Raw genomic sequence first — 22,824 nt, 5'->3', positions numbered from 1 at the left:
TTTGTTGCAGATGCCTTCAAAAACTCAATCCCAAAAACAAAAAAACGGTCTAAACCTTTTTGAAAAATCTGTCCAGTTTATAGGGGGCTAAGACAATAGAAACCGTTTTCTCTCAATTATGCGACCAGTTTATGATACAGAGAAACTATGCCAAATCCTTTGCAGGCTTCAAGTCCAGAATACTGGCAAAGGTTACAGGTTTTACTGTTTTACAGTTCTTAAATAAATTTATTTACAACAAACCGGTAAGCAGGGTTAAACATGCACTCGCGAATTAACTCCGCCAACAGGTTAAGCTTTATAATATTTTATTGAGCAGATATTACCATTAGGGTATTTTATCCGTGTTGATTGCTTCATTTTGCTTACTATCGATAAATCTATAGTCACCGTCTAAAATAGAAAAGGGGTTTAGTTGCGTTGAGTTTAAAAATGCTTTCCTAAATTCTTTGCCCCAAAAATTGCACCCGTCGTATAAAATTTGAAGATAATTGTTCATAACAAAAGAATTATCGTTTGGGGTTCTTATAATAAACTCTGGTTTGCCTATAAATGATATTATTTTTTTATCATTTATATCAAAACCAATTGTTTTATTGGTTACATCAACGGGTAAATAATTTTTTTCGCGGCAAATGAGGTATTTTAATTCTTCTGTATTTACTTTAAAAATAACTCCGTTGCAAACACTTTCTAACTGGTTATTTATTTCTATATTTAAAAAAACAGCAGATACTGCTTTTTGAAGTTTCTCTGAATAAACATCGTCTTTTATGCTCCAGGTTCTTTTGCAGCCTTGTATTGTTATTACCCACAAATCATTTTTAACCAGAGGGCGACGCAATGTTTTGGAAATACTGTTAAGATTTATTAAGGAGCCATATCCAAAAATGTAGGTTTGCTGCATAGTTTTAATTTGTTTTCCAGTTAATAGCTTCAGAAAAGTCCATTTTTATGACATCACCCTTTTTTAAGTTTTCTGCGTTTACCCAATAAAGTCCCTCAATTTGCGAAAACTTTTTTTTGTAATCAGGAAAGATGTTATACACTTTCAACTTATACTTTCTTTCGGTAGCGCCTGATATACACCAGGCTTTAATGACTTTCAGGTTTATTAGTTCCTCATCGTTCAGCACATACCTGAAGTCTATGATCAGCCTGGCTTTTACCGTGTCCTTTTCCATTTTAATTGCCAGAGTTTGGTTTTTGGTAAATGCGTTGTAGTAATGAGTCGAGGTAAGGAAAATCTTTGATGGGGTATGTATGGTTTCTTCTATTTCGCCCGGCGTTTGTTCATATGTTCCTTCAGGCAACTTTAGTTTAGGCTGCCAAGGGTTAAGTATATTTAAGTCAATGGTGCCTGTAGATGAGTCTTTTGCAATAAAACCGGTAATGGTCTCATTGAACTCATTGATTTTGAATAAAACATATTCATTGTAAATAGGTATAGAATGTTTTAGCCGAGGCAGGTAGCGATGATAAACTGGGGGGCTTGGACTTTTAACCGGCTGAAAGTGAATAAACTTGATATAACCTATTTTCTTCTGTTGTATTTTAATTTCATCAAAATGCTTTGCATGCAAAATTTCTGGGTTGTCGGCAATACTGCTATTATTTGTTCTCACAAAGCCATGGCGAGGCCTGGTTTCAAAAAAGCGACGTAGGGAGTGCAGTAGTGTTTGGGCTAGGTTTTCGGCAGAATTCCAGCCGTGCACAGTATGGTTGGATTTTATTTTATTTATGAAAGTTTCCAATTTGTTTCTCAAATCTATGTTTTCATATTCAATCTCTTTCCTTGTAAGGTTGTCGGGCTGGTCGTATATGCAGGCAATGAGGGGGATTTTGTTTTCCATGGCATAATTGTATTCCATTTCAGTGAAACTGGTATTGGTGTTTTCGTGCAGTGACCCGTATTTGCCTTTTATAATTAAGAGGTAATAATCGCAATCCTGCATATACTCGTTAATTATTTCAATAGGTGTTTTATCAGAAGCCGCAAAAAATTCCATGGCTACAGGCATGCAATTTTCTGCAAGCAAAGCATCTATTACTTTTTTGCGTTCATCTTTCAAGTCCTCAAACGTAGAACTAATAAAGACTTTATGAATTTTATAAATCATAGGCAGGCATTATATCCTTTGAAATCTATTTTGGGGTTGTTAGTTTAGCGCTATTAAGATGCTTTTATAGGCAGTTATATAATTTGTAAGTTAAGGTAATCTTTTTTTTAATATGTTTTATTTATTGATAGTAGAAAGAAGGTACGTAATATGTGTCTTTGCACATTACTTAGAAGCGGCATAGAAATATTTAGCACAAAGGTTTGACCAACCACACTACTTATTTCTTGTTATTAATTACTTACACCACCCTAAAATCTCGGTTTTTTCTCAAAACAAAAAAGGCCGCTCTTACGAACGGCCCTTTTAAAAATATAAACCCAAAGATTAATAATCCATGCCCATACCACCTGGCATACCAGCCGGGGCTGCTGCGGCAGACTTAGGTTCTGGCTTATCAGCAATCACGCATTCTGTTGTTAACAACATACCTGCGATAGATGCTGCATTTTCCAAAGCCACGCGGGCAACTTTAGTAGGATCGATGATACCGGCAGAGAATAATTTTTCATAGTTCTCTGTGCGGGCATTGAAACCAAAATCGCCTTTGCCGTCTTTTATTTTTTGTACAACGATAGAACCTTCAATACCTGCGTTAGCAACAATCTGGCGCAATGGTTCTTCCAATGCACGTTTAACGATGTTGATGCCGGTTGCTTCGTCTTCATTGTCTGATTTTAATTTTTCCAAAGCTTCAACTGAACGGATGAAAGCAGTGCCACCGCCAGGTACAATACCTTCTTCAACGGCTGCGCGTGTTGCATGTAAAGCATCGTCAACACGGTCTTTCTTTTCTTTCATTTCAACTTCAGTAGCTGCGCCAACATTTAATACAGCTACACCACCGCTTAATTTAGCAAGGCGTTCCTGTAATTTTTCTTTATCGTAGTCTGAAGTTGTAGTTTCAATCTGTGCTTTAATTTGATTGATGCGTGCCTGGATATCATCTTTAGAACCTGAACCGCCAACAATAGTTGTATTGTCTTTGTCAATTACAACGCGGTCTGCACGGCCTAAATATGAAAGGTCTGCATTCTCCAATTTATAACCTTGTTCTTCGCTGATAACGATACCTTTTGTTAAGGTAGCAATGTCATTCAGCATTTCTTTCCTGCGGTCGCCAAAGCCCGGAGCTTTTACAGCAGCTACTTTAATAGTGCCGCGCAGTTTGTTTACGATTAATGTTGCCAATGCTTCACCTTCCAAATCTTCAGAGATGATGAGCAAAGGAGCGCCCTGCTGAGCAATTTTTTCAAGAATATGAAGAATGTCTTTCATAGCGCTGATCTTCTTGTCGTAGATCAGGATGTAAGGTTTTTCCAGTTCAGCTTCCATTTTTTCGCTGTTGGTAACAAAGTAAGCTGAAAGATAACCGCGGTCGAACTGCATACCTTCAACAATTTCGATGTTGGTTTCAGTGCCTTTTGCTTCTTCAACTGTGATAACGCCATCTTTACCCACTTTGCCGAAAGCTTCAGCAATCAGTGAACCGATGGTATCATCGTTATTGGCGGAAATAGAAGCCACCTGCTGAATTTTGTTAGCGTCAGCACCTACGGTCTGGCTCTGAGATTTCAGGTTTTCAACCACAGCAGCTACAGCTTTGTCAATACCGCGTTTCAAATCCATTGGATTAGCGCCGGCAGCAACATTTTTTAAACCTTCGCTGATGATTGACTGTGCCAACACGGTTGCGGTAGTAGTACCGTCACCTGCAATATCTGCAGTTTTGGAAGCTACTTCCTTCACCATTTGTGCACCCATGTTTTCGATAGAATCTTCCAGTTCAATTTCTTTGGCTACGGTAACACCATCTTTTGTTACAGAAGGTGCGCCGAATTTTTTCTCTAACACCACATTACGGCCTTTAGGACCTAATGTTACTTTCACTGCGTTTGCCAATACGTCAACGCCGCGTTTCATTTTATTTCTCGCTTCAATATCGAAGAAGAGTTGTTTAGACATAGTATTTAATTTGAAAATTTAATAATTTGAAAATTTGAAAATTGAGTTTGAAAACCTGAAGCTGCTAATATTATCAAATTAGCACATCTTCAAATTTTTAAATTAAACAATCGCCAAAATGTCGCTTTCTCTCATAATAAGATAATCAGTGCCTTCGATGCTGATTTCAGTACCGGCATATTTGCCATACAGTACAGTATCGCCCGCTTTAACGGTTACAGGCTCGTCTTTTTTGCCGGGGCCTGCTGCTACAACAGTGCCACGCTGTGGTTTTTCTTTAGCAGTGTCAGGGATGATAATTCCGCCTGCAGTTTTTTCTTCGGCTTTAGCCGGTTCGATTATTACCCTGTCGTGTAATGGGGTAACCTTGATGTCTGTTTTAGCCATAAAATGTATAAATTTTAAAATTTAACTGAATAGATGTTGCCTGTCGGCAGGCAAACCGTTATCAATTTTTTTGCCACTGCCGGGCTTAAAGCCAAATTTTCACGGAATTGCTTAACCCTGACAGTTTTAAAAGTGGCGGCAAAGAAAAGCTTTCAGAAAGGAATGACAAAATTTCACTTGCCCATCAATAGAAATTCCACGGGTTTATGAAAATCATTAAAGTTTGTGCTTTAAGCCTTATTTTTTATGTTATCAGCAGTTGAACAAATGGCGTTTTCTCCGCCTGAACCCCTTTATACAAGCAGGGTGTCATCTCATCTATCCCGGTTTTAATCGCGGGCCCCTTCAGCAAGCAGTGCAGATGGCATCGGGTGCCAGGAACCTGGGAACCTCTGTGCAAAATTTGAAAAATATGTGTGATTGGGCAGGAAATGGTAACGGAACCCGGCAGTTATTAAAAATTAATTACCACTTTAGCCTTTTTCTTTTTCGCAGGCTTCGTCCATTTTGGGCCGTGCTTTAATATCTCCACGGCTTTTGTGCTATACACATCATTGGGCGATTTGGTTACTTTAATATTATAAGGATTGCCGGAATTATCTATCAAAAATTCCAGCTCTACAAGGTCTCTTGGATTAGTTATGCCTGATGTTGTGGTGTCTTTATTCAATTGTGTAACCACATAATTATTAAAATTATTCCACCCGCCCACCGGCATGGCAGAATCGCCGCTCATTTTCCTTTGCGCACGAATGAGTGAATCTGTAAAAGCATTTCTTTTCCTTTTTATACCGTAACCGGTAACTACCACATCGTTTAAAGACCCGCTGCTTTGTTTTAACATGATTGGTTTATTAAAACCCTGCTGTAATGCTGTGCTCTGGGTGTTATACCCAACCGTACTTGCAGTTACATGTAATAATGTATCATTTTTTTGCAGGTTGAAATCACCGTTTATATCGGTTAAAACTGCAGCTTTATTGTCTGCTGAAACCACAGAAACGCCTGCAATAGGATTATTGTTTTCATCAACCACTTTTCCGGAAAAAGTAGTTGGCAGAACAGAAAAGCCGCTAACCTTTCCCCGCAGAGCTGTTTGCATACTGTCTGCATTAGCAGCAGCTGCAGAATATGCCCTTGACATCATCGTTTTTTCAGGAATGGGGGCGGGGGAAGCTGCAATGGCAACATCTGTTTTATAAGAATCTTCTTCCGCTTCAATTGGTGTATTTGCATTAGCAACTTCAGCTTTTTCTTTCTCCTTTGTTTTAGCCGATGAAGGCTGTGTTTTTTTTGCCGTTTTATTTTCTGCAATTAATAAAGTTGTATCTGCCTGTTTAATTACATTACCAGTATTAGCAGGTGCAGCAAAAGAGTCTTTTACAGCTTCTTTTTTAACCGGCGCCGGTTGCACTTTGGCAATCTCTGCCTGCTTATCTGAAGACGATGTTTTTGTTAAGAAAGATATTACCAAACCAACGCCTGCAAGCACAACAACCAATGCAGCAATATTCAGCCATCTTGTTCTTTTATTAAAGGCAACAACTTTGGCTTTTTGCTTTTCTGCAAACAGGCCCGCATTTATCTCATTCAAATGTTGTTTGGCGGTGTTAATATCGGCTTCATTAAAACCTTCTATAGCATCGGCGAGAAATGGGTCCTGCAAGGCAGCTTTTTCTATGTCATGCATTTCTGTTGCAGACATTCTGCCCTGCAAATACCGTTGAATATCTTCAAACGAATAATTGATATGTTTTAACGGCTCAGCCATTTTTTTCCATACAGATTTTTAAATTACGCCGCCCGTTTTGTATAAGGCTTCGCACTTTATTCCATTCATAACCGGTTTGTTCAACTATTTCATTATAACATTTGCTTTCAAGATAAAATAACTGAATGCTTTGCTTTTGTTCATCCGGTAAATGTTCAATACAAAATTCCAGCTTTTTTAATTCGCTTTCTTTTTCAAGCACATCGTCAAGATGCGAAAAGTCTTCCGATTGCATAACGGTTGGTGTAAATTCGACGATTTGCATTTTTTTATCTTTCCGCAACTGCATCAGGCAATGGTTTTTTGCCACTACATATAACCAGCTCTTAAAATTATCCACCTCGTGTGTTTGCAGCTTTGTTAATAATTCCTGGTAAATATTCATCACTGCGTCCTTTGCCGCTTCTGCATCTTTTAAATATTTCATGCAAACGCCATATACCAGGCTAGTGTAACGCATATACAACTGGGCCAGCAATTGCTGGTCGTTTTGCTTTTTGAATTCAACCAGCAATGCTTCATCTGTTAATGATGCGATGGATTGTATATGTTTTAACTGTGCGGGCAAATTTTAATAGTTAACCACAAAGGCACAAAGATGCACAAAGCTTCGTGAAACTTCGAGCTTTAATGCTTCGTGGTTCAAAATTTATGAAAGCATAAAATTTTTTTCTGCATCCTTATGTAATCAGAAAATTGTTTGCATCTCCTTATTAAACCAGCGGCTATGCGAACAAAGAAATCATACACAAAAATCATTATGTGCATCATGATTGCCCTGCTTTCTTTTTCAATTGTAAAAGCGCAACAAAAAGCAAAACCGGCATACCCGTTTACAGATAGTTTAAACCATGGTGTTTTAAGGTTGCCAACGCCAAAACTTACTTACAAAGGCAACAGCAATCATTTTGATATTTATACTGCAACACCGGATAACATGTACGTTATAAAACCCGACAGCACAATTCGTTTCAATATGCCAACGGGTAATTACAGTATAATAAAAACACCCATCTCAAAACCTAAAGAGAAGTAATTAAGTAACCGTTAATCAACCAATAAAATAATCAATATGAAAAAAATATTTTTTGCGGGCATTTTGCTCGCCCTGCTGAGCTTTGCCTTTACTTCAAAAACAAACAGAACAATAACAGGAACGATACAGGATGAAAATGGAAAGCCGGTTATGGGAGCCTCTGTTGTTGCAAAAGGCACAAAAAACGGGGTTGTTTCAGATGCTAATGGTAAGTTTTCTATTGTTGTTGATGATAGGGTTAAAGCGCTGGAAGCATCCTCTGTTGGTTATAAAACGGCAACAGTAAAGCTTTCTGATCAATCAGATTATACAATTGTGCTAAAGCCTCAAATTTCAAAACTTGATGAAGTTGTTGTTGCAGGTTATGGAAGCGAAACTGCTGATATTGCTTTAAATGCAGCGCCGGTATTATCTCAACAATTAAGCGGCAAGGCTGCAGGTATTTATATACGGGGTAATAAAAGCATGAGCTATTCAACCCGGTATAAAGAGGAAAAAGAATATGATAAATCATGGCGTTACAATGGCAACTTCAATACAGAAGGTTATGACCACATTGTTGAAAATCCATTCCTAAAAACAAATGATAACCCGCTTTCTACCTTTTCTATTGATGTAGATGCCGCGTCATACGCCAATGTACGCCGCTTTATAAATGATGGCCGGTTGCCGCCTGCTGGTGCAGTACGTATTGAAGAAATGATCAATTATTTCAACTATAGTTATCCACAGCCGCAAGGCGATACGCCATTCAGCATTAATACAGAAATATCAAATTGCCCGTGGAATGCCCAGCATAAATTAGTAATGATTGGATTGCAGGGAAAGAAAATTTCAACCCAAAACCTCCCTGCTTCCAATCTTGTTTTCCTTATTGACGTTAGCGGAAGTATGAATGAGCCTGATAAATTGCCATTGGTGCAATCATCTTTAAAATTATTGGTTGACCAATTGCGCCCGCAGGATAAAGTTGCATTGGTGGTTTATGCAGGCAATGCAGGTTTGGTGTTGCCATCAACAAGCGGCGATGAAAAGATGAAGATCAAAGATGCCATTAATGCACTGGAAGCAGGTGGTTCAACTGCAGGCAGGGCAGGCATTCAGCTTGCTTATAAAGCTGCCCGGAATAATTTTATAAAAGGCGGCAATAACCGTGTTATACTTTGTACCGATGGAGATTTTAATGTGGGACAGAGCAGTGAAGATGAACTGCAAACCTTGATAGAAAAGGAGAGAAGCTCAGGCATATTTCTTTCTGTGCTGGGCTTTGGAACGGGTAACTACCAGGATGCAAAAATGCAAACGCTTGCCGATAAAGGAAACGGAAATCATAATTACATTGATAATATCAGCGAAGCAAAAAAAGTCTTTGTAAATGAGTTTGGCGGAACATTATTTACTATAGCAAAAGATGTAAAGCTGCAGATTGAGTTCAATCCCGATAAAGTACAGGGTTACCGTTTGATTGGTTATGAAAACCGATTATTGAACAAAGAAGATTTTAACGATGACAAAAAGGATGCAGGTGAATTGGGCAGCGGCCATACAGTTACGGCTTTATATGAATTAATTCCCGCCGGTATAAAAGATACAATGTTGAAAGATGTGGACGCATTGCGCTATCAAAAAATAAAACCATTATCAAAGAGTGGTTTTAATGATGAGGTAATGAATATAAAACTGCGTTATAAAGAACCGGATGGCGATAAAAGTGTTTTGATTGAACGTTCGCTAAAAGATGAAGACATTGCTTTCAATTCAACATCAGGTAGTTTTCGTTTTGCAACCGCCGTTGCAGCATTTGGCATGCTGCTGCGCGATTCTGAATATAAAGGCGAAGCTGATTTCTCAAGTGTAAAGAATATAGCACAGTCTGCAATTGAAAATGATGACGAAGGTTACAGGAAAGAGTTTATCAATCTTGTAAAAAAAGCATCATCATTAAAACAAAAAGAAACGGCTTCTGTTATTGTTGATGACAATGATGACTGAACAATCGTTCTATAATTTATTTATAGCGGGGAGCTTTTGGTGGCTTGAATAATAAAAGTATCATCGCTACTTACCGGTCTGACGCTTTTCGAGGCTTAAAAAGAATTAATTGTTTACTGAAGCGTCTGACCGGTTTTCAAGACCAATCTGGTCAAATAACTCAATAGTTTCTTAAGCTGTAAGAAAGTTATTTATAATTAGTCAAACTACTTTATTTCAATGCTGCAGTTAATCCATTCGGCGTCAAAAGATGCATTATATTTTTTATAGAAATTAATGGCTGGTTCATTCCATTCCAATACCTGCCACACAATACCATTAAACTTTTTTTCTTTGGCTTCTTCAATCAAACGGTCAAACAATAGTTTGCCAATACCTTTGCCGCGTGCTTTTTCGGTAACTAAAAAATCTTCAAGATACATGCGTTGTCCTTTCCATGTGGAATAACGTATGTAGTATAAAACAAAGCCCAGCACAATGCCATCTTCTTCCGCTGCAAAGCCCCACCACACGGGCTTTTCGCCAAACCCGCTTTCAATAAAATGGTCAAGCGTTACCGTAACTTCCTGCGGCGCTTTTTCATAAACCGCCAGTTCATGCACGAGCTCAAGCAGGCGTGCGCAATCTTCTTTAATTATTCTTCTGATTGTAATACTCATAAATTAATTCATTTGTTCAACAAGGTTGGCCACATCTGATGCGCAACCAAAACTTAAAGTAAAACCACTGCCGCCATGTCCATAATTATGTATGATATTAGTATCGGGTTCACGCTCAACCCTCACCTGCGGACGATAAGGCCGGAGGCCCGCCCAGTTGCCTAATATCTTATGGTTTTTTAATTGAGGAAATACATTGTAAGCGTTGGAAAGGATGCGTTCCAAAGTTTCAGGTTCTGTTACTGCATCGTAAACACCGCGTTCATAAGTGCCGCCAACAATCATCGCATCTTTACGCGGCACAATGTATAAAGGTGTTTCATTGTCCATATAAATAGGCATCGACGTATCTGTTTCAAGCAGAACTATTTGCCCGCGTATAGGGATGATGGCATCATCATGGCATAAACTGCGTGCTCCCAAACCCGTACAATTAATGATGATATCGAACGATGAAAGCTCATCAAAGCTCTTTACTTCCTGTTGTTTGAAAACAACATTACGTGTTGAAAAAATATTTTGCAGGTAAGGAAGGAATATCTGTGTTTCAACCAGCGGCACCAATACATCATAAGCTTTTTGCACATCAGGTGCTAACTGATTTTCAGGCACTATTGTACAAACGCCTTCCGGGATAAATTCAAGCCATACTGGTGCTTCTTCCACTACATCTTTACGTATTACTTTTAACAGGTGTTTCATGCTTATGCCCGACGAAGCATCGTTTGCAAGCTCTTTAAAGAAATCATAGCTCTTTTTGCTCCATGCGATGCCGCGTTTATCAAACCTTATCTGGTAAGGATACCAGAATGCCGCAGCCCTGTTAGATGTAATGTTGGGAGAAAATTCTTTTGCCAAAACTGTTATATCATATTTATTGCTGCCGCTTAAAATATAAGCAGTAGCAAGCCCGCTTATACCAGCGCCAATAATTACAATTTTTTTATTCATATCGGTTAATGCTTTTTTAATAAGGCTGCAAGCTTCATGCTGTAAGCTGCAGGGCCGGGGCCAATAGCCACGAGTTGTAGTTTTTTGCGTTTCAATATCATTAAAAGATATTTTCTGAAATATTCAATAATCAATGCTCAATATTCAATTGATCATTTCATTGATGTTACCAATTGAACATTGATTGTTGAGTGTTGAATATTGAGTGTTCTAAAACAACATCATTGGTTCACCATTGCAACATTATTTAGTGGCCTCGCCTACTATACTTATATCGCCTTTGCCAAAATAGAAGCTGGTTTTTACATTCACTGTAACTTTTTTTCCATCAAAACTGCAAATATAGGTGTATGTATGCGGGCTCTCAGTGAAGCGTAATGTAAGTTCCAGCGTTTTATCATCTGTCCATCTATAAGCGCCATCTGTAACAAATGCAGGCAAACCATTAAGGCTGTTCTTTGCGCCGGCAACAAGATTGGGGCCATGCATGGTTGTTGTACTGCGCATCCATTTGCCAGCGCCAAAAGCGAAATTGTGTGCCGCCGTATCGGTTATAGTTGCATAACAAACATCATTATCAAATTTGAATGAGATTGATTGAATGTTCTTTTGGTTTGGTTGCAATTTGAAAGTCTTGCCTTTTAATGTTTTTTGCAAAGAAGATGCGCTTGCATTTGCCGGTATTGATAATGCCAGTGAAGCTAATTTTTCTTTTAGTTGTGATGAAGCCGCTGCATCTGCCGGCAATGCTTCGTCCTGCAATGCGGGCAATATATATTTCCATACAAGGTCAATCTCTTCCTGCATATCGGGCGTTTCGGCAGTTATTGCAATAACTGCATCTTTTTTTGGTATTACGATTATATATTGGCCAAACGCGCCATCGCCGCGGTAAGCTTCATTCCTGCAGCGCCACATCTGGTAGCAATAACCTTGCAGCCAGTCGCTTGAATCCCTTTTTGATTGCGGTGCATCGGGATCCTGTAAAATCTTTGCAGTAGTAGCTTCTTCAATCCATGAAACAGGTAATAATTGTTTACCATTCCAATTGCCTTTTTGTAAAAATAACTGCCCGAATTTTGCCATGTCTTCTGTCTTCAATCTCAATCCCCAGCCGCCTGTATTAATACCACGTGCATCTGTTTCCCAATCTTCGCCATGAATACCTAAAGGTTCAAATAAACGTGGTTTTAAATAATCAAGCACTGTTTGCCCCGTTACTTTTTGAATAATAGCAGCAAGCATGTAAGTGCCTAAAGAATTGTATAAAAATTCTGTGCCGGGATAATGCAATATTGGCGTTGATAAAAATCCCTTCACCCAATTACTGTCGCGGCCAACAACTGCGCCGGTAGGGTCAGGCTCCTGGCCGTCACTCATGCTTAAAACATTTTTCACCGTGAGTGCGGATAAGAAGGCATTAACAGTATCCGGCAAATCGTTTGGAAAAAATGATACAACCTTATCATTTACCGATAATAAATTTTCGCTTACTGCAAAGCCTATCGCAGTTGCTGTAAAGCTTTTGCTGGTTGAATACAGCGTATGTTTCAGATCGGCACTATAAGGGTTCCACCATCCTTCTGCAACTACTTTTCCGTGACGCAACAGCATAAAACTGTGAAACTCTGTTTTGCTTGTATTGGCTGCATCTAAAAACTGTATAATGTTTTTTGAAGAAACACCTTCGGCTTCCGGTGTGCTGCGGGGAAGCGATGACTGGCTGTTTACCTGAACACAGAAAATAATAAACAGCAATGCAACAATTGATTTTTTATATATCATAGCTTAGTAATGATTGAATCGCTAATATACCATGTGTTCTTTATAAGAAAGGACAGTTTATTTCTTATATCATTTTATACTTGCCGGTATTGAACTACTTTATTAGGGGAAGGAACAAATTATTAATAGACTCTGCGTAAGTTGGATGTGCAATAACCATCTCTGCAAGTTGGGTATAAGTTATTTTGCCAAGCATTGCCATTTGCAATGCGGCTATTGTTTCACCTGCTTCTTCACCAATAATGGCAGCGCCTAAAATTTGTTTTGTGTCTGCATCAACTACTGCTTTCATCATACCTTTTGTATGATTGGTTTCCCTTGCCCTTGCCACGTGTTTCATTGATAGCGTGGCTACTTTATAATGCAGTTTTTGTTTCCTGGCCTCTGTTTCAGAAATGCCTGTGCGGGCCAGTTGCGGATCGGTAAACATGCAATAAGGTACCTGCCTGTTTTGGGTTGAATTATTTTTTCCATTCAATAAATTATCTTTCAAAATAACATAATCGTTATAGGAAATATGCGTGAACTGTGGTTCGCCGGTTACATCACCGATAGCATAAATGCCATTTGCAGAAGTTTCGAGTTTATCATTCACTTTTATAAAACCACGTTCATCTGTTGCTACATTGGTTATCTCCAAATCCAATGGTTTTGTATTGGGTTTTCTGCCGGTTGCAATTAAAAGATGCGTTGCACTTAATGATGATGTTTTATTATTTTCTGTGAACGCTACACTTATTTTTCTGCCCGACTTTTTTACACCTGATACATCAACCCCGGTATGAATATGTATATTTTCAGTTTCAAGTATTTGCTGTATGCACAAGGCAATATCACGATCTTCTTTTGGAAGAAAATCTTTACTTCTTTCGAGAATGGTTACTTTACTTCCAAACCGGCTGTATGTCTGCCCAAATTCCAGCGCTATATAACTGCCACCGATAATGATCAGCGATTCTGGTATTTCTTTTAAATCCAGTAATGACTGTGATGTATAATACTTAATTTCATCAAGGCCTTCAATCGCAGGAATTGCAGGGCTGGCGCCCGCATCAATAAAAATCTTTTCAGCCTTTAATTGCATTATGCCGCCTTTGCTTAATTCTACTGATAATTCTTTAAAACCGGTAAACTTCGCCGCTCCTTCTATATAAGTAAGATGCGGTGTGGAAGTAAGACTATTATGCAAACCATTTCTTGATTCATTTACAACCCTGTTTTTGAATTTCATTATTGTTCTTATATCAACCTCATGTTTTGCAGCATTAATGCCCCACTCTTTTGCATGCTTAACATTATATGCTGTTTTTGCACAGGATATGATTGTTTTGGTTGGCGTGCAGCCATAATTAATGCAGGTGCCCCCGGCAAATTTTTTTTCAATCAATGCTGTTTTCCATTTTGCTTTAGCCAGTGCTTTTGCAAGCGGTGCGCCTCCCTGGCCAGAACCGATTATGATGGCATCAAATTTTTTCATGGTTATTGTAACGGTTGTGTGAATAAATTAAGAAGCTGTTTAAAAACATTCTATAAAATACTTCAAAAGTAACAACAGCATTTTGAAAAGGATGATTATTAAACAGCCTCTTGAATATAAAACTGCAAAGCAAGCAATGCGTAAAACTGCATTTACAGCCTGTAACAGCGCTTAATTCTTTATAAACTTCAATGTTTGTATTAATTCTCCTGCCTGCACCTGCAGAAAATATACACCGTTCATTAAAGATGATATGTTCACCTCTGCATTTACTTTACCATTGTTTTTAAGGTTGTATGTTGAAATGATTTTTCCATTAACATCAATAATCCTTGCCAGAATATTTTCAGTGCCCGCCGGTATGGAAATATGTAAAATGTCATGTGCCGGGTTGGGAAATATATTCACGCTTGTTGCTTCAGTAACTTCAGGGTTTTCAGCAGCCATTGCAGCCAATGTTTTTGTTACAGTCACTTTTATTTGCTCTTCATCATACAAGGCTGGCGTGCCATTGTCTGTCGCTCTTATCTTAAATGTAAAGGTTCCTGCAGCCGTTGCTTTCCACTTAAATGCCCCGGTGGTTGCATTTATGGTTGCGCCTGCAGGAGCGCCAATTAATGAATAAGTTATTTTCTGACCTGCATCAGCATCAGTAGCCTTCGCCGTAAATTTTAGTGTTGAATCTTTCTTTATTGTTTTGTTACCGATGGCTGCAAGCACCGGCGTGTCCGGCATTGGCTTAACAGTTATTAAAACAAATGCTTTTGCTGAAGCAATGCACCCAACCTTTACGAGGTAGCTAAAGCTGTCTTTTCCACTGTAATTTTTATTTGGCGTATAAGTCATTGCGGGTGCAGTGCCGGTTAGTTTGCCATGTACAGGTTTATTTATGATTGTATATTTCAACGGGCTTCCGCCGGAACCGCTTAGTGTTATCTGTACTTTACTGTCTTCATTTACGCTTGCTTTTTTTGCATCGGCTACAAGATTATTTATTGGTGCGAAGATTAATGCGCTGTAAGCATTGCCGCCATCAGTAGCCAGGTTAAGATGCCGTAAAACTGTAAGCGTTCCTGATGTTGTAAGCTTAAAAATTGTGCCTGCATTATAAGTGCCGCCAATGCTTGTTGTGCCATACAGCATTCCATCAGGGCCTTGCATTAATGTGCCCTTCGGCATTCTGCCCTGGGTGGTTTTATTAAGCGCTACAACCATTTTAATTGACCCATCGAGCCCTGCCTTAAAAATAGTACCGGCTGCATTGGCGCTGCCATCGCTGCAGGTGCCATATAAATATCCATCCTTACCCTGAATAAGGCTGCCCATTGGGTTATAACCTTCATAGCTGCTGTTAAAGGTGTGCAGGTTTGTATAAACGCCTGTACGGGTTAATTTAAAAATGCGCCCGCTGTTGCTTGTCATTCCATAAAAATTACTATCCTTTGCCTGCAACAGGCTGCCTTGCGGTGCGCCGCCATCCGTTGCAAACACAAAACTTTTTACTACTGTAAAATTGCTGCCTGAAGTTTTCAGTTTAAAGATGGTACCTGCATTGCCTGCTCCGCCGCCGGTTGTCATCCCGTATAAAAAGCCATCTTTTGCCTGAATTAAATTCCCGGCGGGAGTTCCACCCTCAGTTGAACTTATAAAATCATGTATCACGGTAAATACGCCGGCTGGTGTTATTTTAAAAATAGTGCCATACGCTTTTATGCCGCCGGTTGAAGTCATGCCATAAAAATTACCATCGGATGCAAGTAAAAGGCTGCCTTTTGGGAAACCGCCTTCAGTTACTTTATTAAATGAATGCAATACGGTTGCAGTGCCGCCACAAATTTTTACAATACTGCCATGGCCATAAGCGCCGCCTGCATTCGCCATGCAATAATAAGCGCTGTCTTTTCCTTTGATAAAAGAACCATAAGGAGTGTTGCCCTGCACCGAACCATTGAATGTGTTAAGTATGGTAAAATCGCCTGCAACAGTTGTTTTGAATATAATGCCATAATTAAGCAAGCCGCCGGCGCTTGCCATTGCATAGAGATTACCATCGTTGCCTTTGGCCGGTACAGAAGAACTGCTGCTGCCTTCGTTGTTATAATCCAATGCGTGTATAATGGTGTATTTGCCTGTTGTAGTAAGCCGGTAAATTGTTCCGCCGCTTTTTGTTCCGCCGGAGCGGGTGATGCCATAAAAACTTGTATCGTTGTATTGCATAAGGCCGCCATAAGGATAACCGCCATCTGCACCAACAGAAAGGTTTTTTAATACTGTGTAAGCGCCTTTGTTTGAAATTTTAAAGATGGTGCCGCCGCCGTATTGACCGCCGCCATAGCAGGTGCCATATAAAAATCCATCTTTTGCTTTAAGTAAATCGCTTTGCGGATAAGTGCCGTCCGTTGTGGAATTGAGATGCCTCAATACGGTAAGCACACCGGCTTTTGTTACTTTAAATATCGTTCCAAAACCATATTGGCCACCAGCGTAAGTAGTGCCATATAAATTGCCGTCGCCGCCTTCGGTTAAACTGGCATAACTGTTAGCGCCTTCTGTTGTTTTAACCATCGAATGAATAACAGAATACACGCCGCCGGGCGTTAATTTAAAAATAGCGCCGCCGCCTGTGGTGCCGCCATTATAGGTTATTCCATAAAAATTACCATCTGATGCCAGGGTTAAATGCCCGTGCGGATTAGCGCCATCTGCATAAGCCAAATGTTTTATAACACTAAAATCACCAGCGGTTGAAATTTTAAAAATAGTACCATAAGTATTTGTGCCGCCGGCTGCAGTTAAACCATACAGGTACCCATCTGCGCCTTTAATTAATTCACCGTAAGGATAGCCGCCATCGGTAGCATAAACAAGTTGCCTTAATATAGTTATTTCACCGGCTGGTGTCATTTTAAAAATAGTTCCATAATTATTCGTGCCGCCGCTGTTCGTCATGCCATAAAAATTGCCATCCGTATCTTTAAATAAACTGCCGTGAGGCGTATTACCCCAATCGGTAAAGCCATTAATAATTGAAAAATTATTGCCGTTGGTATTTATTTGAAAAGCTGTGCCTTTGCCATTAATGCCACCATTTGATGTTAAGCCCACGAGCACATTCTGTGCTTTTGCATTAAAAGAAAATGCAAGTAATAGTGCTATCAGTAAAATATTTATACTGCTTTTTTTACAGTGCAGTGCATTGTGGTTTTGATTAGCGGAAAAATGATTCATAAAAAAGTTTTAGTTGTATTGATGAAATTGTTCAGATGAATTCCGCTGTAAATTTTTTTTGAATTAAGTACAACAGCAAGCCTGTGATGACTGAATTGTATAAATGGGTTGATGAAATGTAAAAGGCTGAGCTGTTAGTGATGCTGTATATATGTGAAATTGACTTCAAATTAAAATATAAGCCCGAAAACCTTTACCGGCATTGCATTTAAGTATTGTATGGAATACTACATGTCATCACTTTTTTTTAGCAGTTGATACAGTTGTTGATTGACGCCGCTTTACCGCCATTCTACTTTCGTGCGGCATTTATGAAAAAAATAAATCCTTTTTTATGATAAAGAAAATTTTAAAATGGACGGGCATTATATTGCTTGTATTAATTGCCGGTATATCTATTACAACTGCATCGAGGCAACATTTAAAATATGATGCGCCTTATCCTGATATACATGCTTCAAAAGACACTGCTGTAATTGCACGCGGAAAACATTTGGTGTTCAGCATTGCACATTGTGCAGATTGCCATAGCCTGGTTAATGCAGACTCCATGCTGCAGGCAGGGCAGGAGCCGCCGCTTTCAGGCGGTTATGCATTTAAAATGCCGCTGGGTACTGTTTATTCAAGAAATATAACGCCTGATAAAGAAACGGGTATCGGCAACAGGACAGATGCCGAATTAGCGCGGGTTATACGTTATGGCGTGCATGCAAACGGCGAAGCAGTTTATGAGTTTATGTCGTTTCATGATATGAGCGATGAAGATTTAACGGCAGTTATATCTTATTTAAGAAGTACAAAACCTGTAAAAAATAAAGTGCCTGAAAATACTTTGAACGTTATGGGCAATATTGTAAAAGCATATATGGTGAAGCCGGTTGGGCCATCCGGGAATGTGCCTGTTGCGTTGCAAGCAGATACAACTGCTGCCTATGGAAAATACCTTGTTTTTAATGTGGGCAATTGTATCGGCTGCCATTCAAAACGCGATTTAAGCGGCAAGTTTGACGGGCCATATCTTGCAGGCGGTAATCCTATAAATGGCTTAATACCACCTAATCTTACCAACGATTCCACCGGACGTATTTTTACCTGGTCGCAGCAGCAGTTTGTTGAGCGCTTCAGAAAAGGTAAACTTATTCCTCAAAGCGAAATGCCCTGGAACAGTTTCAAACACATGAATGATAATGAACTGAAGGCCATTTATAATTTTCTTAAAACAGTACCTGCCGCCAGGACAGAGCAACTGGCTTCTAAATAATGATATGCGGTAATCCGGCCAGCTTTAATAATAGTTTGACCGGATTATTGCAGCTTAATCAAAGAACAACATTTACTTCCTGTTTTTCAATATTTCAAAAAGCATTTCAGGCTGATTGGTTGTAATAAAATTAAAACCGCTGTCTAAAAGCAGGCGCATGTTAGTTGAATCATCTACTGTCCATGCATTGAGTTGTATATTATTCTTTTTTGCTTCTGTGATCCATGCAGGGTTTTTTGCAAAAACAGAAAAATGATAATCTGCGCCGCTTATGCCATCAGCTTTTAAAGCAGCAGGAGCAATGTCTCCGTTTAAATGTTGCGTTATGGCTTTGGGTTCAATGGCGTGAATGTGTTTCATTATGTCATAATCAAAACTTATATATGCCATAAGATTGGTACAATTCAATTCATGCACTAATTGTATTACTTTATCCGCCACTCTTATTCCACGCTCTTTACTTATTTTAGAAGGCTTTATTTCAAGCACCAGCCTTGTTGTTTTATTATCTTTTTTGCCTGCAATCAAATATTCGCGCAGCGAGGGCAATGGCTCGCCGTTTGAAAGCGGGTATTTTCTCAGTTCATCAAAATTGGTCTTTTCAATAACGAGTTTATTATAATCCGGATCGTGATGAATAACGAGCGAATCATCAGCTGTCATCCAAACATCAAATTCAGAACCTGTGCATTTTAATTTAATCGCCTGTTGTAATGAGGCAATAGAATTTTCAGGAAAACCATTCAGTTTATAAGCGCCCCTGTGCGCTACAACAGGATTGTTTGCGAACTTAATTTTGGAGCTGCTGTTTTTTGTTACTGAACAGGCAGCAGCGGATAATGCAATCGCAAAGAATACAACAAATTTTTTCATCAGTTATTGAATTAATTTCAGGTTAATAAGCGGGCTAAGATAAATAACTGCAACCAGTAAACATTTTATCAAATTAATAATTTAAAACCCTGTTTGATAATTCATTTGTTCACGAGTTTATTCCAATTCTCAATTCCTAAACCTATCAACCAATCAGCAATTCAACTTATCAATTCTATCTTTGATGCTTTAATATCATGGAAAATAATTTAATACAACAGTTGAATGAAACCACAGCTTTCATTCAATCAAAATATACAAAGCAGCCGCTTATTGGTGTGATATTAGGCAGCGGGCTTGGCAATTTTACCAGCGGCATGCAGGTGGAGTGTGAAATTGATTACAATAGCCTGCCGCATTTCCCCGTAAGCACAGTGGCTGGCCATAAAGGCAAATTGATTTTTGGCAATATGAATGGCAAACCAGTTATGGTTATGGCTGGCCGTTTTCATTTTTATGAAGGCTATACGCCGCAGCAGGTGGTTTATCCGGTTCGTGTTATGAAAATGCTTGGTGTTAAAACGTTGCTTTTGTCAAATGCTGCTGGCGGCGTGAATACGTCGTTCAAAGTAGGGGATATGATGATCATTAAAGATCATATTAGTTTTTTTACAGTAAACCCGCTTATTGGCAGAAATGAGGAAGCGCTGGGAACAAGGTTTCCCGATATGAGCGAACCCTATAATAAAGAACTTATCAGCAAGGCAAAATCTGTTGCAGGAGATTTAGGTTATGAAGTAAAGGAAGGTGTTTATTGCGGTGTTACCGGCCCCACTTTTGAAACGCGGTCAGAATATAAGCTTATTAAAGCGGTCGGCGGCGATGCAGTTGGCATGAGCACCGTGCAGGAAGTGATTGCCGCTGTTCATGCCGGTATAAAAGTATTTGCCATGAGCATTATTACCGATATAGGCATTCGTGAAGAAGATAATATTATTACACATGAAGAAGTGCTGGCGGCTGCAAGTGAAGCAGAACCTAAAATGACGGCATTGTTTAAAGCGCTGGTGGGCGTTTTATAAATTTTTGTTTTAATGGAATAGGTGAATAAATACAAATCGACTTGTAATAGTTCCTCACATCAGTTTCAGCAACGATTCATGCATTTCCTGTTCACCAAAAACAGTATTGATCTGCTTTAATATTTTTTTCAGGTTGATACCTTTTCCAATAACGCCTTTAAAAATTTCACCCTGTTCTTTTATGCGGTCAACAGCATTAAAAATATTAAACTGCTGAACGGTTAATCCTTTCTTGACTTCGTCCCAATGCAGTGGCATAGAAACGGTAGCGCCTGGTTTTGGCCTTAATGAATAAGGAGCCGCGAGTGTGGCCTGCGGGCGGTTTTGCAAAAAATCCAGGTACATTTTTCCCTGCCTGTTTTGTACAATGCGTTCAATGCTGGTGAACTTGGGTAATTGCGATTGCACAATGGTAACCAGCACCCTTCCAAACTCTTTGCTGACTTCATAATTATATTTTGCACCAAGCGGCATATAAATATGCATACCGGTTGCGCCGGAAGTTTTGCAGTAAGCTTCTGCGCCAATGGCATCGAGCACCTGTTTAATTTGTTGTGCGGCCTGTATAACCTGGTCGAAACTTGTTTTATCTCCGGGATCAAGGTCTAAAATGCACCAATCGGGGTTATCAGGTTTTTGTGCACGGCTGCTCCATGGATGTATTTCCAGGCTGCCCAAAGATGCCATTAGCAATAAGCCTGCTTCGTTGGTACAGATCATATAATTCCTGTCACCACCTTCTTCCGTGCTATAGGGAAAGAGTTCAACCCAATCCGGCACTTTCCCGGTAACATCTTTTTGATAAAAACTCTGACCATTAATTCCGTTTGGATAACGTATCATAGTTTGCGGCCGGTCTTTTAAGAACGGCACCATATAAGGCGCAACCTGGTAGTAATAATTGATTACGTCCCGCTTGGTAACAGCCCTGGTATTTTTGGTTGCCGGAAAATAAATTTTATTAAGATTATTGAATGTAAGGCTATGGCCGTTGATCGTTTTTGTTTGTGATTTTTCTGTTGGGTTAAGCAATGTTTTCCGCTCTTTACCTGTTGATCCTTTCAGCAATTTCTTAGTAAGATCGTTTGCTTTTGGTGCAGTTTTTTTCACTGCTTTTTTTGTTGCGGCTTTCTTTGGCATAACTGAATTTTTATTGGTTGGCACAATATCTTTTGTATGCGCTTCTTTTTCGAGATGTATATTTTTTGCATTCTTATCAACACGCATACCTTCAAAAGAAGGGTGGCGCATTACACCATCTGAAGTGATTTCTGTGTAAGCAACTTCACAAACCAGCTTTGGCTTTAGCCATGTTACGGTTGCTTTTGGCGGATCGGGCCTGAAACGTGATGGCTTATTTACATCGGGCTCATGCGTAAAAGGTATTTTATTGGTGATAAGCGGCTTGAATTGCTCCATCATTTCTTTCTGCAGCTTATCAGAAAAACCTGTACCTATTTTGCCGGTATATTTCAGTTTGCCATTTTCATTCACACCAACCAATAATGCGCTGAATAATTTGCTGCTGCCTTCATTGTTAGTAAAGCCGCCTATAATTACTTCCTGGCGCTTATTTGTTTTTATCTTCAGCCAGTCGTTGCTGCGTTTACCGGGCAAATAAATGCTGTTGGCTTTTTTAGCGATAATACCTTCGAGGTTTAATTTTTTTGCGGCTTCAAAAAATTCAGTAGCGCCTGTGTCAAAACTTTCACTTACACGAATAATGCCTGCATCAGGCGCAATGGCATTGAGTATTTGCTTTCGTTCAGTTAAAGGCAGGCTCATTACATTATAGCCATCTATCCATAACACATCAAACAAATACAATATTAATTCTCCATCAGCTTCACTGCGCCAGTTTTGTAGATCGCCAAAATTGGAAATGCCTTCGTCGTTTATTACAACTATTTCTCCATCAAGCACTGCATTTAATTTCCATTGCTTTAAAACATTGTAAACTGCATAAAACTTTTCGTTGAAAGATTTATTATTGCGTGAACGCATTTCCACATTGCCATTATACAGGTAAATGATGGCGCGATAGCCATCCCACTTTACTTCGTACAACCAACCGGGTTCATCAAAAGGCTTGTCAATAAGTGTGGCAAGCATAGGAGAGAGATTTTGTGGGGACTCCTGTTTTGTTCCCCTGGCAAGCAATGCATTCAATGCTTTATTTTTTTTATTAACCGGCATACCTTAAATCTATAAAATAATTATGCCATTGTTAACGCAAAAGGCTGTATAAAATAAAAAAGCTGCATTTAAGTGCAGCTTTTCAGTATGTTTTTATCCTG

At 39.2% G+C, this 22,824-nt stretch carries 17 protein-coding genes and 1 pseudogene; 5 read left to right on the top strand and 13 right to left on the bottom strand.

All coding sequences use genetic code 11. The features are described from left to right. Positions 1-89 precede the first annotated feature (89 nt). A pseudogene (locus tag BM015_RS21945) lies at positions 90-278 on the top strand (IS982 family transposase); the annotation flags it as partial. Between the two features lie 50 nt (positions 279-328). On the opposite strand, the gene BM015_RS20695 reads toward BM015_RS21945, so the two are convergent. The 6 genes from BM015_RS20695 to BM015_RS20670 all read right to left on the bottom strand — a co-directional run bounded on the left by BM015_RS20695 (position 329) and on the right by BM015_RS20670 (position 6,811). After that, positions 329-907, bottom strand: a complete 579-nt coding sequence (locus BM015_RS20695) for a hypothetical protein (RefSeq protein WP_090663172.1) — start codon at positions 905-907, stop codon at positions 329-331. Positions 908-911: 4 nt separating this feature from the next. Further along, positions 912-2,120 (bottom strand): DUF4062 domain-containing protein, encoded by a 1,209-nt coding sequence (locus BM015_RS20690; RefSeq protein ID WP_090663170.1) that lies wholly within the window; start codon positions 2,118-2,120, stop codon positions 912-914. Between the two features lie 327 nt (positions 2,121-2,447). Beyond that, on the bottom strand, positions 2,448-4,085 hold the full coding sequence (groL, locus tag BM015_RS20685) for a chaperonin GroEL (RefSeq protein ID WP_090663168.1): 1,638 nt from the start codon (positions 4,083-4,085) through the stop codon (positions 2,448-2,450). Between the two features lie 102 nt (positions 4,086-4,187). After that, positions 4,188-4,472 carry a co-chaperone GroES gene (locus BM015_RS20680; RefSeq protein WP_090663166.1) on the bottom strand — a complete coding sequence of 95 codons (285 nt, stop codon included), beginning with the start codon at positions 4,470-4,472 and terminating at the stop codon, positions 4,188-4,190. A gap of 454 nt (positions 4,473-4,926) precedes the next feature. Further along, on the bottom strand, positions 4,927-6,243 hold the full coding sequence (locus tag BM015_RS20675; protein WP_090663164.1) for a carboxypeptidase-like regulatory domain-containing protein: 1,317 nt from the start codon (positions 6,241-6,243) through the stop codon (positions 4,927-4,929). Further along, positions 6,236-6,811: an RNA polymerase sigma factor gene (locus BM015_RS20670; RefSeq protein WP_090663162.1), complete on the bottom strand. Its 576-nt coding sequence runs from the start codon at positions 6,809-6,811 to the stop codon at positions 6,236-6,238. The genes BM015_RS20675 and BM015_RS20670 overlap by 8 nt, the downstream gene beginning before the upstream one ends. Before the next feature lie 159 nt (positions 6,812-6,970). Here BM015_RS20670 and BM015_RS20665 point away from each other — a divergent pair, with 159 nt between their 5' ends. Together BM015_RS20665 and BM015_RS20660 are read left to right on the top strand one after the other, a co-directional pair. After that, positions 6,971-7,279, top strand: a complete 309-nt coding sequence (locus BM015_RS20665) for a hypothetical protein (RefSeq protein ID WP_143075933.1) — start codon at positions 6,971-6,973, stop codon at positions 7,277-7,279. A gap of 36 nt (positions 7,280-7,315) precedes the next feature. Beyond that, positions 7,316-9,271, top strand: coding sequence for a vWA domain-containing protein (locus tag BM015_RS20660; protein WP_090663158.1), 1,956 nt, complete (start codon positions 7,316-7,318; stop codon positions 9,269-9,271). Positions 9,272-9,477: 206 nt separating this feature from the next. Here BM015_RS20660 and BM015_RS20655 read toward each other — a convergent pair whose 3' ends face one another. The 5 genes from BM015_RS20655 to BM015_RS20635 all read right to left on the bottom strand — a co-directional run bounded on the left by BM015_RS20655 (position 9,478) and on the right by BM015_RS20635 (position 17,371). Continuing rightward, positions 9,478-9,930 (bottom strand): GNAT family N-acetyltransferase, encoded by a 453-nt coding sequence (locus BM015_RS20655; RefSeq protein ID WP_090663157.1) that lies wholly within the window; start codon positions 9,928-9,930, stop codon positions 9,478-9,480. A 3-nt stretch (positions 9,931-9,933) separates the two neighbouring features. Beyond that, the gene (locus BM015_RS20650) at positions 9,934-10,881 is read right to left on the bottom strand and encodes an FAD-dependent oxidoreductase (protein WP_090663155.1); all 948 of its coding nucleotides are present in this window, start codon (positions 10,879-10,881) and stop codon (positions 9,934-9,936) included. A gap of 243 nt (positions 10,882-11,124) precedes the next feature. Beyond that, positions 11,125-12,666, bottom strand: coding sequence for a serine hydrolase domain-containing protein (locus tag BM015_RS20645; protein WP_090663153.1), 1,542 nt, complete (start codon positions 12,664-12,666; stop codon positions 11,125-11,127). 94 nt (positions 12,667-12,760) lie between these two features. Continuing rightward, complete coding sequence (locus BM015_RS20640) at positions 12,761-14,143, bottom strand: mercuric reductase (protein WP_090663151.1); 1,383 nt, start codon at positions 14,141-14,143, stop codon at positions 12,761-12,763. A gap of 171 nt (positions 14,144-14,314) precedes the next feature. Then, positions 14,315-17,371, bottom strand: coding sequence for a choice-of-anchor tandem repeat GloVer-containing protein (locus BM015_RS20635; RefSeq protein ID WP_090663149.1), 3,057 nt, complete (start codon positions 17,369-17,371; stop codon positions 14,315-14,317). Between the two features lie 334 nt (positions 17,372-17,705). Here BM015_RS20635 and BM015_RS20630 point away from each other — a divergent pair, with 334 nt between their 5' ends. After that, positions 17,706-18,632, top strand: coding sequence for a c-type cytochrome (locus tag BM015_RS20630; protein ID WP_090663147.1), 927 nt, complete (start codon positions 17,706-17,708; stop codon positions 18,630-18,632). Between the two features lie 72 nt (positions 18,633-18,704). Here BM015_RS20630 and BM015_RS20625 read toward each other — a convergent pair whose 3' ends face one another. Then, entirely contained in the window at positions 18,705-19,505 is an 801-nt protein-coding gene (locus BM015_RS20625) for a glycerophosphodiester phosphodiesterase family protein (RefSeq protein WP_090663145.1), read from the bottom strand. A gap of 197 nt (positions 19,506-19,702) precedes the next feature. Here BM015_RS20625 and BM015_RS20620 point away from each other — a divergent pair, with 197 nt between their 5' ends. After that, positions 19,703-20,527, top strand: a complete 825-nt coding sequence (locus BM015_RS20620) for a purine-nucleoside phosphorylase (protein WP_090663143.1) — start codon at positions 19,703-19,705, stop codon at positions 20,525-20,527. Between the two features lie 54 nt (positions 20,528-20,581). Here BM015_RS20620 and ligD read toward each other — a convergent pair whose 3' ends face one another. Then, positions 20,582-22,723, bottom strand: coding sequence for a DNA ligase D (ligD, locus tag BM015_RS20615; protein ID WP_245751531.1), 2,142 nt, complete (start codon positions 22,721-22,723; stop codon positions 20,582-20,584). Positions 22,724-22,824 lie beyond the last annotated feature (101 nt).

This window comes from Parafilimonas terrae (genome assembly GCF_900115755.1).
Taxonomy (GTDB): Bacteria; Bacteroidota; Bacteroidia; order Chitinophagales; family Chitinophagaceae; genus Parafilimonas; species Parafilimonas terrae.
The sequence above is the reverse complement of the archived record's forward strand: the minus strand, read 5'-3'. Positions and strand labels throughout refer to the sequence as shown.